Raw genomic sequence first — 13534 nt, 5'->3', positions numbered from 1 at the left:
GTGCCCTGTGGCGCGTCCGCCGCCGCTCCGGCCGACTCACGCTCGTAACATATGTCATATATTGGTGTGATGACTCCCCTCCTTGAGACATCGGCGCTGACGCGGCGGTTCCGCAGCGCAGCAGGCCATGACGCGACCGTCCTCGAAGACGTCTCCGTGGACGTCGGCCGCGGCGAGTTCGTCACCGTCGTCGGTCCGAGCGGCTCCGGCAAGTCGACGCTCCTGCAGTGTCTGTCCGGGCTGGACTCGCCGACCAGTGGCACCGTCCGGATCGACGGCACCGACCTCGCGACCCTCCGTGGTGACTCGCTGGCTGCCTTCCGACGCGACCACCTGGGGTTCGTGTTCCAGTCGTACAACCTCATCCCAGCCCTGACCGCGTTCGAGAACGTGGCGCTGCCGCTCCGGCTCGCGACCGGGTCGGTCGATCGCGTGGTCGTCCGGAACGCCCTCGAAGCGGTCGGTCTCGGCGCGGTCGCCCAGAACCGCCCCGGCCAGCTCTCCGGCGGTCAGCAGCAGCGCGTGGCGATCGCCCGCACCATCGTCACCCAGCCGGACGTCGTGTTCGCCGACGAACCGACCGGCGCCCTGGACACCGAGTCCGGAGCACGCGTGCTCGAACTCCTGCGTGCGGCGGCCACGGGGTCGCGGTCGGTCGTGATGGTCACGCACGACCTCGAGGCCGCGGCACTCGGCGACCGCGTGCTCGTCCTGCGCGACGGACGGCTGCACCGGGAGCTCGTCACTCCCTCGGTGTCGGAGATCCTCGAGGCGGTGTCCCGGTGATCACACGTCTCGTCCTCGCCGAGGTCGTCCGGGCTTGGCGGCTCTGGACCTCGACGTTCGTCGTCATGGTCCTGACCGCCGTCGTCGCGCTCGTCTGCGCGGGTGACGTCTCGACCGCCGCTGGGATCACCGACACCGTCGACGCAGCCGGCCTGCGCAACCACGCGATGGTCTTCGGAGCGATGAACGCCATCGTGGTCATCGGCGCGCTCAACGTGCTCGTGACGTTCGCGATCCGCGTCCAGCGCCGGACGTACGCGCTGTGGCAGTTCGGCGGTCTCGGGCCTGCGCTGATCCGCCGGGTCGTGCTCGCCCAGGCGGTCACGTTGTCCCTCGTCGCGTTCGGAACCGCCCTCGCGCTGATGCCTCTCACACTCCGGAGCCTGATGGCCTTCCTCTCGGCGCCCCTCCGGAACCCCGGTGCGCCAGCCCTCGATCCGCGCCTCGGCGTGCTCGAGGCAGTCACCGCCTTCGTGGTGTTCGAGCTCGTGGTGTTCCTCAGCGCACTCGGGGCTGCACGTTCGGCGTCGACGACCCCCGCCCTGGACGCCGTCCGTGAGCCCGAATCCGAGCCCGCCCGTCCCAGCCGCGGCCGGAAGACCACCGCCTGGGTGCTCGGAGGCGTCACCGTCACGATGTACGCGCTGACGCTGCTCGGCGCGCGAGGCGTCACGATGCTCTTCCTCGTGCCCGCGATGGGGTTCGTGATCACGGTCGCACCCTGGTCCTGCCGAGCGCTCGTGTCGGCGTGGACCGCGGTGCTCCCCGGGGCTCCGCCGGCGTGGTTCCTCGCGCGCGAGTCGCTGATGTACCACGTCGCGCGGAGCCACTCGGCGATCGCACTGCTCGCGGTGGCGATGCTGCTGGGCTCGCTCACCGGCCTGGCCGGCGTCTGGGACTCGCCCGCGTACTACCTGGGCGGCCTGGCCATCTTCGGCGGACCGGTCCTGATCGTCCTCTTCACCGGTGCTGCCACCGTGGTGATGACGACGATGGGCCGACGACGGGGCGTTGCCCTGCTCGTCGCCGCTGGCGGGACCTTCCGGACGGGGCTCGTCGCTGCGGTACTGGAAGCCGTCGCGGTGGTCGTCACCGCGGCGCTCATCGCAGTACCACTCGCGATCGCGACCATCCCAGCGGCCCTGACGAGTTGGACGGATCCGCTTCGTCCCGTTCCGTTCGTGGTCGCCGTCGGACTCGTCATCATGGTGGTGGCGACGACCGCACCGGTCCTCCAGGCTCGGCGCCGACCGTTGGGTCCACAACTCGTCGACGCCGGAGTCTGAGCCGCATCCGCCGGTCGAACACCAACGGGGCCGAGCACCGTGCACAACCCCCCAACCCGTGCGAGCTTCCACGCGCCGTGCCCGGTCACAAGCCCGCACCCAGCACCCAACCCCGCACCGGGCCACGAAACCGGCACCGTGCGGACGGGAGGCACGGCACCAGCCCGCCACGCGCCTCCCGTCCGCACCGTGCGCACCTCTTCACCCCGTGCGAGCTTCCGCGCACCGTGCGCCGCTACAAGCGCGCACCATGCGCGCAACCGCGCACCAGCCCACGCACCTCGCACGGTGCGACCAGCCCCAGCGCGAGGCCCTACCCCCGCGTCCGCGCCAACCGCCGATTGAGCGCCACGTTCAGCAGCGCGACGAGCAGCCCCACCGCGAACACGAGCGTCCCGAAGCACAGCACCTGCGGCGGCATCCCGGCCTTCGCGGCGCCGTAGACGAACAGCGGGAAGGTCACCGCGGGCCCGGCGACGAACGAGGTGATCACGTAGTCGTCGATCGACATGGCGAGCGCCAGCAACCCGGCGGCGAGCATGCCCGGCGCCAGCAGCGGCAGGGTGACGAGCCGGAAGGCCTGGAACGGTGTCGCCCCGAGGTCACCCGCGGCCTCCTCGAGTGCCCGCGAGGTCCCCGCGATCCGAGCCCGCAGCACGACCACCACGTAGGCGACGTCGAACGCCACGTGCGTGATGAGCACGGTCAGGAACCCGGTGCCGAGCCCCACCGACAGGAAGAACGAGAGCGACGCGGAACCGACGACGATCGACGGCGCCGCGATGTCGGCGAACACGACGGTGTTCACGACACCGCGACCCGGGAACCGGTACCGCTCCAGCGCCAGCGCGAGGGGCAGCCCGATCGCGACGGAGATGATCGCGGCGAGGAACGCGACGAGCACCGAGGTGACGAACGCCGCCCCGAGCCCGGACACGTTCACCAGGTTCGCGTACCAGTAGGTCGTGAAACCGTTCCAGGCGAACGACAGCCGGTTGGTGGGGGCGTCGTTGAACGAGTACACGATCATGTAGACGATCGGCACCAGGGTGATCGCGATCGTCACCCAGTACACGATGGCGAGCCAGGGCCCACGACGGTTCACGCCGTGACGACGCGGACGGCCGGCGACGGAACCGGTCACGGGCGAGGCCGGAGCGGCGGCGGATCGGGACGGTGCGACGGCGGTCATACGAGGTCCTCGAGGTCGTCGGTGCCGGAGACGCGGGCGTAGATGAACAGGATGATGCCGAGCACGACCATGAGCACGGTCGACAGGGCTGCGGCGACGTTGTACTGCTGGTTGCCGGAGTAGGCGTCCTGGATCGCCTGACCGATCGTGTACGTGTTCGTGCCGCCGAGCAGGGCCGAGTTCACCGGGTCGCCGACGCTGTCGATGAAGACGAGCAGCACCCCGGCGAAGATGCCCGAGCGGGACAGCGGCAGCGTGGTGTGCCAGAACGCCCGGAACTTGCCGGCGTACAGGTCGTTGGCGGCCTCGCCGAGTCGTGGGTCGATGCGCTCGAGGGCGGCGTAGATCGGCAGGACCATGAAGGCCAGGTCGTTGTAGGCGTCACCGAAGATCACTGCGCCCCCGGTGCCGAGGATGTGGAAGTCCTTGCCGGCCAGCCCGAGCGCCTGCAGCGTCGTGACGACCGGCCCCTGCGACGCCAGCACGAACGCCCACATGTCGGTCCGGATGATGAACGACACCAGGAAGCTGATGAACACCAGCATGAGCAGCGGGTTCTTCCACCGCGGCGACACCCGGAACGCGATGAAGTACGCCACCGGGTACCCGACGACGATGCAGGCGATCGTGGCGGCGGCGCCGTACCAGAGCGACCGGAGCAGGAACGTCAGGTAGGGCACCTGCGGGTCGACGAACAGCGAGCCGTAGATCCCGAAGTTCCAGGTGAACGTGTAGCCGTCGTCCGGGTTGCCGGTCATGAGCGAGACGATCAGCCCGGACACCAGCGGGATGACGAAGAACACGCAGAGGTACGCGGTGCCGACGAGCGCCAGGAAGAACGGCGTGCTCCGACGGCGTCCCCGCCGCACCGGCGCGGAACCGGAAGGACCGGCGGAACCACCGGGACCGAGCCCCGGTGCCACTCCGACCGCGCTCACGACTGCACCACCGCGTTGAAGATGCCGTTCCACTCCGAGTACTCGTCGTAGTTCTCGAACACACGGAACTCGTGCGACTGCTCCAGCACGTCGGCAGAGGGGAACACGAGCGGGCTGTCCGCCACGGTGGCGTCGTCGAGTTCGTCCCGCACGTAGTCCTCGGCAGCGGGCACCGGGCAGACGTAGTTGACCCAGTCCTCGACGATCCCGGCGATCTTCGGCGTGTAGTAGAAGTTCATCCACTCGAGCGCCGACACCGGGTTCTCGGCCTGCCGTGGGATGAGCATGTTGTCGTGCCAGGTCATCTGCCCCTCTTCCGGCGTGACGAACTCCAGGTCGGGGAACCCGGACTGCTGCGCCTGGAACACGTCGCCCGACCACGCCTGGGTGATCCAGGTGTCGCCGTTCTCCAACCGGTTGATGTAGCTCTGGTCGTAGAAGCCGGTGACGCTCGGCCGCAGTTCGCGCAGCCAGGCCTGGGCCTTCCGCCAGTCGGCGGGCGTCGAGGTCTCCGGGTCGATGCCGAGCGCGAGCAGTCCGAGCGACCCGAGTTCGGTGTTGTCGCTCATCAGCCCGATGCGGCCCTTGAACGCCGGGTCCTGCAGGTCCTTGAGCGAGGTGATCTTCCGCCCGGTGTACTTCGGGTTGTAGGCGAGCCCGGTGAACCCGGTCTGCCAGACGACGGAGTGCTTGTTGCCCGGGTCGTAGATGGGGTCCTTGACGGAGTCCGAGGCGTTCGCGGCGAAGTTCGGCAGCCGCGAGTGGTCGAGCTCGCACACGAACCCGTTCTTGATCATCTGGGTCAGCTCGAACCCGTTCGTCATGACGACCAGGTCGTAGCCGGTCGCACCGTGCGCCCGCAGGATCGGGGAGACGGTCGCGTAGAAGGTCGCGTTGTCCTGGATCACCGCCTGGTAGTCGACCGCGATCCCCGTCTCCTGCTCGAACAGCGCCAGGGACTCGGACTTGCCGTGGTCGGAGTCGATGTACAGCGGCCAGTTCGCGAAGTTCAGGGTGCCGGTCGCCTTCGCGTCCTTCCAGAACGCCGCCCAGTCGACGGTGTCCTCGGCGCCGGCGGCGGCGGAGCCCTTGATGCTGCAGCCGGTGAGCAGGGCGGCCAGCGCGGCGGCCCCGCCGCCTGCCAGCAGGCCGCGTCGGCTGACGCGGGCCGACGTCAGCCCGCGCAGCAGGTCCGGACCGGGCACCGCGCCGGTCACGCGAGCGATCCTGCCGTGGCAGGGACGGCCTGGAGGCCCGGGTCGTCCTGGGTGGTGACGGTCGCGTCGGACGCGGGGTGCGCCTCCAGGCCGAAACCGTGGTCGACGCCCCACGTGAGCCAGACCTCGGTGCCGGTCGCGATCCGCGGCCCGCCCTTCGAGTTCTGCGCGAACACCGAGACGCGCCCGGCGCCCGGCACGTCGACCAGGTACTGGGTGCTGACGCCGGAGAACGAGACGTCCACGACCCGACCGGGGCCGAGGATGTTCCGTCCGGCCTCGGGGGTCGGTTCGGCGGTGCGGATCTTGAGCTTCTCGGGCCGGACGCCGACGACGACGCGACCGGTCGTGGCGACGGCTCGGTCGGCCGGCACGGCGACCGAACCGGCCGCGGTCGCGACGACGAGCAGGCCGGCATCGGTGCCGCGCACCTCGCCCTCGAGCAGGTTCGACTGGCCGAGGAAGTTCGCGACGAAGGCCGTGCGCGGCAGCTCGTACAGGTCCTGCGGGCTGCCCATCTGCTCGATCCGACCGCCGTTCATGACGGCGACCGTGTCAGCCATCGTCATCGCCTCTTCCTGGTCGTGGGTGACGTGCAAGAACGTGAGCCCGACCTCGGCCTGGATCGTCTTCAGCTCGAGCTGCATCTGGTGGCGGAGCTTCAGGTCGAGGGCGCCGAGGGGCTCGTCGAGCAGCAGCAGGGCCGGCCGGTTCACGATCGCGCGGGCCAGGGCGACGCGCTGCTGCATGCCGCCGGAGAGCTGGGCGGGCCGCTTCGACGCCGACCCCTCGAGCTCGACCAGCCGTAGCGCTTCCGTGGCCTTCGTCATCGGGTCCGGGATCCGGCGCCGCTTCAGCCCGAACGCGACGTTGTCGAGCACGCTCATGTGCGGGAAGAGCGCGTAGTTCTGGAACACCGTGTTGACGGGCCGCTGGTACGGCTTCGTGTCGGTGACGTCCTGGCCGCCGATGGTGATGGTGCCGCTCGTGGGTTCCTCGAGCCCGGCGACGAGCCGCAGGGTCGTCGTCTTGCCGCAGCCCGACGGGCCGAGCAACGCGAAGAACGAGCCGGCGGGCACCGTCAGGTCGAGGCTGTCCACCGCGGTGTGGCCGGGGAAGGACTTCGTGATCTGGTCGAGCCGGAGATCGGCTCCCGATTCGGCGAACGTTCCGGTCATTGCCATGGTGCCTCCAGGGGGTGGTCGGCCTCAGCCGATGTAGGACATGACGTGCTTGATGCGGGTGTAGTCGTCGAAGCCGTACTGCGACAGGTCCTTGCCGTAGCCGGAGTGCTTGAACCCGCCGTGCGGCATCTCGGCGACGATCGGGATGTGCGTGTTGATCCACACGCAGCCGAAGTCCAGGTCGCGGGCGAAGCGCATGGCACGCGTGTGGTCGGTCGTCCACACCGAACTCGCCAGGCCGTACTCGACGCCGTTCGCCCACGTCAGGGCCTGCTGTTCCGTCGAGAACCGCTGCACGGTCTGCACCGGGCCGAAGATCTCCTGCTGCACGGCACGGTCGTCCTGGCGCAGGCCGGCGACGATCGTGGCCTCGTGGAAGTACCCGCGGTCACCCTGTCGTGCGCCGCCGAGCTCGATCGTCGCGTGGTCGGGCAGCGTGTCCAGGAACGACTGCACGTGCGCGAGCTGGTTCGCGTTGTTGACGGGACCGTAGTGACCGTCCGACCCGGTTCTCGCGTTGACGCGTGCCTCTGCTGTGAGCGCTGCGACGAACTCGTCGTGGATGCCCTGTTGCACGAGCAGCCGGGTGGCGGCGGTGCAGTCCTGTCCGGCGTTGAAGAACCCGGCGGCGACGATCCCGGCCACCGCCGAGGGGATGTCCGCGTCGTCGAACACGATCACGGGTGCCTTGCCGCCGAGCTCCAGGTGGGTGCGCTTGAGGTCACCGGCGGCGGCACGGGCGACTTCCATGCCGGCGCGGACGGAGCCGGTGATGGACACGAGCTGCGGGATGGGATGGTCGATCATCGCTGCGCCGGTGGTGCGGTCCCCCACGACGACGTTCAGGACCCCCGGCGGCAGGAACTCGGCGGCGACCTCGGCGAGCAGCAGGGTCGACAGGGGTGTCGTGTCGCTCGGCTTGAGCACGGTGGTGTTCCCCGCCGCGAGCGCCGGCGCGAACTTCCACACCGCCATGTTGAGCGGGTAGTTCCACGGGGTGACCTGGGCGACGACACCGATGGGTTCACGCCGGACGAACGAGGTGTGGTCGGCCAGGTACTCGCCGGCGCTCCGGCCCTCGAGGTTCCGGGCGGCCCCGGCAAAGAAGCGGATCTGGTCGACGGACAGCAGGATCTCGTCCTCGACCAGGGTGGCGCGGGGCTTCCCGGTGTCGAGCGACTCGAGGTCGGCGAACTCCGACGCCCGCTGCTCCATCGCGTCGGCGATCCGGAACAGGGCGAGCTGCCGTTCGCCGGGGGTGGTGCGGCGCCAGGTCTCGAACGCGGTCGCGGCCGCACCGAAGGCGGCGTCGACGTCGGCGGGGGTGGACACCGGGGACGTGCCGTAGACGTGCTCATCGGTCGGGTCGACCAGGTCGAACGTGGTGTCGGCGGTCGACTCGACGGAGGCGCCCCCGACGAAGTTCCGCAGGACCCGGGTGTCGGTGTCCGCCGTCGCCGTGCTCTGTGCGTCCAGCATGGCGGTGATACTGACACGGATTCCGGCGGTGCGGAAGAAGGATCCGGAGGTTGTGGAGAACTGTAACAACGGAAATCGTCGCGAAACACGGAGTTCACAACGGAATCCCTTGCGCACCCCGAACCTCGCTGCCATGCTGTCCGGCATGGCGGCAGCACCACGACGTCCGGGACCGATCGACGACACCTCGAAGCGGATCATCGAACAACTCCAGGCGGACGGGCGCCGCCCGTACGGCGAGATCGGCAAGGCCGTCGGTCTCAGTGAAGCGGCGGTCCGGCAGCGTGTGCAGAAGCTGACCGAGACCGGCGTCATGCAGATCGTCGCGGTCACCGACCCGATGCAACTGGGCTTCCACCGCCAGGCGATGATCGGCATCCGGGTCAGCGGCGACACCCGAACCGTCGCCGATGCCCTGGAGCAGCTGCCGGCGGTCGACTACCTCGTGATGACCGCCGGCAGCTTCGACCTGATGGTCGAGGTCGTGTGCGAGGACGACGACGACCTGATCGAACTGCTCAACGGCACCATCCGGGCCATCCCGGGCGTCGCCGGCACCGAGACCTTCGTCTACCTGCAACTCCGCAAACAGCTCTACGACTGGGGAACGCGATGACCATCGAACAGCCCACCCGCCTCGGCTCCTACGACCCGTTCGCACCGGTCGACGACGCCGACCTGCAGCGGAAGTCCCGGGACCACCTGTGGATGCACTTCGCCCGTCACGGTGCGAACCAGGCTGGCGCCGACGTGCCGATCATGGTGCGCGGCGAGGGCCACCACGTCTACGACAGCCACGGCAAGGAGTACATCGACGGGCTGTCCGGCCTGTTCGTCGTCGCCGCCGGGCACGGGCGGAAGCGCCTGGCCGAGATGGCCGCGAAGCAGGCGGAGACGCTGAGCTTCTTCCCGATCTGGTCGTACGCGCACCCCGCGGCGATCGAGCTCGCCGACCGGCTGGCCGAGCACGCCCCCGGTGACCTCAACAAGGTCTTCTACTCCACCGGCGGCGGCGAGGCGGTGGAGACCGCCTTCAAGCTCGCGAAGTACTACTGGAAGCTCCAGGGCAAGCCGATGAAGCACAAGGTGATCTCCCGCGCGGTCGCCTACCACGGCACCCCGCAGGGCGCCCTGGCGATCACCGGCATCCCGGCGATGAAGGAGATGTTCGAGCCCCTGACCCCCGGCGGCTTCCGGGTGCCGAACACGAACTCGTACCGCGCCGAGGAGATGGGCTTCCCCGGGGGCACCGAGGAGCAGTTCGGCTTCTGGGCGGCGGAGCGGATCCGCGAGATGATCGAGTTCGAGGGCCCCGACACCGTCGCCGCGGTGTTCCTCGAGCCGGTGCAGAACTCCGGCGGCTGCTTCACCCCGCCGCCCGGGTACTTCCAGCGGGTGCGCGAGATCTGCGACGAGTACGACGTGCTGCTCGTCTCGGACGAGGTCATCTGCGCCTTCGGTCGGATCGGCACGATGTTCGCCTGCGACACGTACGGCTTCGTGCCGGACATGATCACGTGCGCCAAGGCGATGACCTCCGGGTACTCCCCGATCGGCGCGACGATCATCAGCGACCGGCTGTTCGAGCCGTTCTCCAAGGGCGACACGACCTTCTACCACGGCTACACGTTCGGCGGGCACCCGGTGTCGGCCGCCGTCGCGATGGAGAACCTCGACATCTTCGAGGAAGAGGGGCTGCTCGCCAACGTGCAGCAGAACGCCCCGCTCTTCCGCGCCGAGCTCGACACCCTGCTCGACCTGCCGATCGTCGGGGACGTCCGCGGAGACGGCTACTTCTACGGCATCGAGCTCGTCAAGGACAAGGCCACCAAGACGACCTTCGACGACGACGAGTCCGAGCGGCTGCTGCGCGGGTTCCTGTCGAAGGCGCTGTTCGACGCGGGGCTGTACTGCCGGGCCGACGACCGCGGTGACCCCGTCGTCCAGCTCGCGCCGCCGCTGACCATCGGGCAGCCGGAGTTCCGCGAGATGACGTCGATCCTGCGGAGCGTCCTGTCCGAGGCCTGGACGAAGATCTGACCGTGGGCGGCTACCGGGGCGTCTCGTTCTGGCTCGACCAGCTCGCGTCCACCGGACGCGACGACCTGACGCCCCGGCCGCCGCTCGACGGCGACACGACGGCCGACGTCGCGATCGTGGGCGGTGGACTGACGGGTCTCTGGACCGCGTGGTACCTGCACCAGGCCGACCCGGGCCTCCAGATCGTCGTCCTGGAACGCGAGATCACCGGCTTCGGCGCGTCCGGTCGCAACGGCGGCTGGTGCTCGGCGCTGTTCCCGCGGTCCGCCTCGGCGATCGCCGAGGAGCACGGGCGCGACGCCGCGCTCGCGTTGCGGGCCGCCATGCGCGACACCGTCGACGAGGTGGGCCGCGCAGCGTCCGAAGCCGAGGTCGACTGCGACTACGTGAAGGGCGGGACCGTCATGTACGCACGCTCCGCCGTGCAGGAACGCGCCGCCCACGACGAGGTCGCGTCCTCCGCGGCATGGGGCGACGACATGACGTGGCGACCCGCGCGAGCGGGCGACGCCGCCGGATCGGCGGGGGTCGCGTGGACCCCGGACTGCGCGCGCGTGCAGCCCGCCGCGTTGGTGCGTGGCCTCGCGGCCGCCCTGGAGGCCCGTGGCGTCCGGATCGCGGAGCACACGCCCGTCTCGTCCTGGGATCGCGGGCGTGTGGTCACGTCGCGCGGCACCGTCACGGCAGGTGCCGTGGTGATCGCGGTCGAGGGCTACGGCGCCCAGCTGGAGCAGACGAAGCGGCGGATCCTGCCGCTGTACTCGCTCATGATCGCGACGGCCCCGCTGCCGGCGTCCGCGTGGGAACGCATCGGTCTCGAGCACGGGCAGACGTTCTCCGACTACCGGCACCTGCTCGTGTACGGGCAGCGCACGGCCGACGACCGGCTGGCGTTCGGCGGCCGCGGAGCCCGCTACCACTGGGGGTCCTCGATCACGCCCGGGTACGATCGGGTGCCGCGGGTCTTCGAGCACCTGCGGAAGGCCCTGGTCGACCTGTTCCCGGTCGTCTCGGACGCCCCGGTCACCCACACGTGGGGCGGCCCGCTCGGGGTGCCGCGCGACTGGTGCGCCTCGGTGACCTGGGACGGACACGTCGGCAGCGCTGGCGGGTACGTCGGGGACGGCCTGTCGACGACGAACCTGGCCGGACGGACCCTCGCCGACCTCGTGCGCGGGGAGTCGACGGCACTGACCGCACTGCCGTGGGTGAACCACCGATCGCCCGACTGGGAGCCCGAGCCGCTGCGGTTCCTCGGCGCGAACGCGGGACTCGTCGCGACCGACTTGGCCGACCGCGAGGAAGCACTGACCGGGCGGCCGAGTCTGGCCGCTCGGCTCATGGCACCACTGACCGGAGGGCACTGATGGCTGCCGGTCTCGACGCCGACGTCGTGGTCGTCGGGGCGGGGGTCGCCGGGCTCGCCGCCGCCCGGGCGCTCGCACTCGGCGGGCAGCGGGTCGTCGTGCTCGAGGCCCGCGACCGGATCGGCGGGCGCACCTGGACCGATGCGTCACTCGGGGTGCCGGTCGACCTCGGCGCCTCGTGGATCCACGGGGTCGACGGCAACCCGCTCTGGGCCCTGGCACCCCGGTTCGGCATCGAGACCGTCGAGTTCACGGTCGGCAGCTTCCAGTTCGACGGCCGGCCGATCGCGTGGCACGACCCGTCCGGCGCCGCTCTCTCCGCCGAGGACACGTCGGCGTTCGTGGCGGACCTGCACACCGTCGACGCGGCCCTCGACGCCGTCGTCGCGCAAGCGCCCCCGCCCTCGACCTACGCGGCCGCCGTCGACACCGTGCTCCGCTCGCTGCGGTGGCAGGGCGACCGAGCCGCACGCGTCCGCGAGTACACGGCCCACCGCTCCGAGGACCTCTGCGGTGCCCCCGTGACCGTCCTCGACGCGCACGGACTCGACGAGGAGCACGTCCCAGGCGACGAGGTGGTGTTCCCCGGCGGCTACGCCCAGTACGCCCGCGCGCTGGCCGAGGGGCTCGACGTCCGGCTGTCGTCGGTCGTGCGGTCGGTGACCCAGGCCGGCGAATCCGTGACCGTGGGGCTCGCCGACGGCACCACCGTCGTCGCGCCGCGGGTCGTCGTCACCGTGCCGCTCGGGGTGCTGCAGGCCGGCGACGTGGTCTTCGACCCGCCCCTGTCCGCGCCGGTGACCGGAGCGCTCGACCGGCTCGGGATGGGCACCTACGACAAGGTGTTCCTGCGGTTCCCCACACGGTTCTGGGGCGACTCGTGGGTGGTCCGGCAGCAGGGGTCCGCCGGTGTCGACTGGCACTCCTGGTACGACATGTCCCGGGTGACCGGTGCGCCGGTGCTCGCCGCCCTGGTCGGTGGCGCCGGAGCCCGTCGGCTCGAGACCCTGCCGGACGCCATGGTCGTCGACGAGGGGGTGGCGGCGCTGCGGAAGATGTTCGGCCCGTCCGTCCCCCAGCCCGAGGCGTTCCGGATCACCCGGTGGGCCGAGGACCCGTTCTCGCGGGGCTCGTACTCGTACCTGCACGTCGGGGCGTCACCCGACGACCACGACCTGCTCGGCACCCCGTCCGGCCGGGTGCAGCTCGCCGGGGAGGCCACCTGGAGCGACGACCCGGCGACGGTGCACGGTGCGCTGCTGTCCGGGCTGCGCGCGGCCGGGCGGTTGCTCGGCACCCAGGTCGAGCCGCTCTCGCTCGCCGACCCGCTGTCCATGCCCTGAGCGCCACACCCCCGCTGGTGTCGGCCCGTGCGACACTCGCTCCGTGACCCCGACGAGGACCCGACCGCGACACGAACACCGGGCACCGGTCGCCGTCGCGGTCCTGGTGAACCTGGCGCTGAGCCTGTTCCTGCCCGACGAGGTGCTGTTCTTCCCGTCGTGGGTGGTGCCCGTCCTGGGCGTCCTGCTGCTCGCCCCGCTCATCGTCTTCAACCCGCGGCGTCTGACGCGCGAGACCGCCTGGTCACGGTGGCTGTCGTTCGCACTGGCGGCCCTGCTCACCGTCGCCAGTCAGCTCACCGTCATCCGGACCATCACCGAGCTGCTCGGCGGCCACGCGGACGGTGCGGCCGTGCTGCTCACCGCGCTGCAGGTCTGGGTGAGCACGATCATCGTGTTCGGGCTCGTCTACTGGGAGCTCGACCGCGGGGGTCCGGTGGCACGGCGGCGCCCCGAACTGTGGTCGACGGCCGAAGCGGACTTCCAGTTCCCGCGGGAGACCGACCCGAAGACCGCGGACTGGCGGCCGGTCTACCTCGACTACCTCTCCGTGGCGATGACGAACATGATGGCGTTCAGCCCGACGGACACGATGCCGATGACCGTCCGGGCGAAGATGATGATGGCCTACCAGGCACTGAGTGGGTTCATCCTGCTGGCGCTGGTCATCTCGCGCGCGGTCAACATCATCAGCTGAAGGCC

Annotated in this window: 12 protein-coding genes; 7 read left to right on the top strand and 5 right to left on the bottom strand. The window is 70.4% G+C overall.

Going from position 1 to position 13534, the window contains the following annotated elements; genetic code table 11:
• The first annotated feature begins 69 nt into the window (after window positions 1-69).
• Together DEJ19_RS00245 and DEJ19_RS00240 are read left to right on the top strand one after the other, a co-directional pair.
• Window positions 70-786 (top strand): ABC transporter ATP-binding protein, encoded by a 717-nt coding sequence (locus DEJ19_RS00245; protein WP_111232530.1) that lies wholly within the window; start codon window positions 70-72, stop codon window positions 784-786.
• Entirely contained in the window at window positions 783-2072 is a 1290-nt protein-coding gene (locus DEJ19_RS00240; protein WP_111232531.1) for an ABC transporter permease family protein, read from the top strand. Before DEJ19_RS00245 ends, DEJ19_RS00240 begins: the two co-directional genes overlap by 4 nt.
• A gap of 313 nt (window positions 2073-2385) precedes the next feature.
• Here the strand turns inward: DEJ19_RS00240 and DEJ19_RS00235 are convergent, their stop codons facing one another.
• From DEJ19_RS00235 to DEJ19_RS00215, 5 genes are read right to left on the bottom strand one after another with little or no spacing between them, the layout of a single operon-like run.
• Window positions 2386-3264, bottom strand: a complete 879-nt coding sequence (locus DEJ19_RS00235) for an ABC transporter permease (RefSeq protein WP_111232532.1) — start codon at window positions 3262-3264, stop codon at window positions 2386-2388.
• A complete protein-coding gene (locus tag DEJ19_RS00230) occupies window positions 3261-4202 on the bottom strand; it encodes an ABC transporter permease (protein ID WP_146237652.1) in 942 nt (313 codons plus the stop codon). The genes DEJ19_RS00235 and DEJ19_RS00230 overlap by 4 nt, the downstream gene beginning before the upstream one ends.
• A complete protein-coding gene (locus tag DEJ19_RS00225) occupies window positions 4199-5419 on the bottom strand; it encodes an ABC transporter substrate-binding protein (RefSeq protein WP_220035286.1) in 1221 nt (406 codons plus the stop codon). The genes DEJ19_RS00230 and DEJ19_RS00225 overlap by 4 nt, the downstream gene beginning before the upstream one ends.
• Window positions 5416-6597 (bottom strand): ABC transporter ATP-binding protein, encoded by a 1182-nt coding sequence (locus DEJ19_RS00220; RefSeq protein WP_372503451.1) that lies wholly within the window; start codon window positions 6595-6597, stop codon window positions 5416-5418. The genes DEJ19_RS00225 and DEJ19_RS00220 overlap by 4 nt, the downstream gene beginning before the upstream one ends.
• Before the next feature lie 30 nt (window positions 6598-6627).
• On the bottom strand, window positions 6628-8082 hold the full coding sequence (locus DEJ19_RS00215; RefSeq protein WP_111232534.1) for a gamma-aminobutyraldehyde dehydrogenase: 1455 nt from the start codon (window positions 8080-8082) through the stop codon (window positions 6628-6630).
• 133 nt (window positions 8083-8215) lie between these two features.
• Between DEJ19_RS00215 and DEJ19_RS00210 the strand changes: the two genes are divergently transcribed.
• From DEJ19_RS00210 to DEJ19_RS00190, 5 genes are read left to right on the top strand one after another with little or no spacing between them, the layout of a single operon-like run.
• Window positions 8216-8698 (top strand): Lrp/AsnC family transcriptional regulator, encoded by a 483-nt coding sequence (locus DEJ19_RS00210; RefSeq protein ID WP_035809531.1) that lies wholly within the window; start codon window positions 8216-8218, stop codon window positions 8696-8698.
• Complete coding sequence (locus DEJ19_RS00205) at window positions 8695-10122, top strand: aspartate aminotransferase family protein (protein WP_110893698.1); 1428 nt, start codon at window positions 8695-8697, stop codon at window positions 10120-10122. The genes DEJ19_RS00210 and DEJ19_RS00205 overlap by 4 nt, the downstream gene beginning before the upstream one ends.
• A gap of 2 nt (window positions 10123-10124) precedes the next feature.
• A complete protein-coding gene (locus DEJ19_RS00200) occupies window positions 10125-11489 on the top strand; it encodes an NAD(P)/FAD-dependent oxidoreductase (protein WP_111232535.1) in 1365 nt (454 codons plus the stop codon).
• Window positions 11489-12832 (top strand): flavin monoamine oxidase family protein, encoded by a 1344-nt coding sequence (locus tag DEJ19_RS00195; protein ID WP_111232536.1) that lies wholly within the window; start codon window positions 11489-11491, stop codon window positions 12830-12832. The genes DEJ19_RS00200 and DEJ19_RS00195 overlap by 1 nt, the downstream gene beginning before the upstream one ends.
• Before the next feature lie 43 nt (window positions 12833-12875).
• A complete protein-coding gene (locus DEJ19_RS00190; protein WP_111232537.1) occupies window positions 12876-13529 on the top strand; it encodes a DUF1345 domain-containing protein in 654 nt (217 codons plus the stop codon).
• Window positions 13530-13534: the final 5 nt, after the last annotated feature.

It is taken from the genome of Curtobacterium sp. MCSS17_016, from assembly GCF_003234255.2.
In the GTDB taxonomy this organism is placed as follows: Bacteria; Actinomycetota; Actinomycetes; order Actinomycetales; family Microbacteriaceae; genus Curtobacterium; species Curtobacterium flaccumfaciens.
Note: the sequence above shows the minus strand (reverse complement) of the source record. Positions and strands in the feature narration are given on the sequence as shown.

Coding starts and splice junctions, on each gene's coding strand:
- DEJ19_RS00245 (WP_111232530.1), top strand. CDS start 70: ATGACTCCCCTCCTTGAGACATCGGCGCTGACGCGGCGGTTCCGCAGC.
- DEJ19_RS00235 (WP_111232532.1), bottom strand. CDS start 3,264: ATGACCGCCGTCGCACCGTCCCGATCCGCCGCCGCTCCGGCCTCGCCC.
- DEJ19_RS00220 (WP_372503451.1), bottom strand. CDS start 6,597: ATGACCGGAACGTTCGCCGAATCGGGAGCCGATCTCCGGCTCGACCAG.
- DEJ19_RS00215 (WP_111232534.1), bottom strand. CDS start 8,082: ATGCTGGACGCACAGAGCACGGCGACGGCGGACACCGACACCCGGGTC.
- DEJ19_RS00210 (WP_035809531.1), top strand. CDS start 8,216: ATGCTGTCCGGCATGGCGGCAGCACCACGACGTCCGGGACCGATCGAC.
- DEJ19_RS00205 (WP_110893698.1), top strand. CDS start 8,695: ATGACCATCGAACAGCCCACCCGCCTCGGCTCCTACGACCCGTTCGCA.
- DEJ19_RS00195 (WP_111232536.1), top strand. CDS start 11,489: ATGGCTGCCGGTCTCGACGCCGACGTCGTGGTCGTCGGGGCGGGGGTC.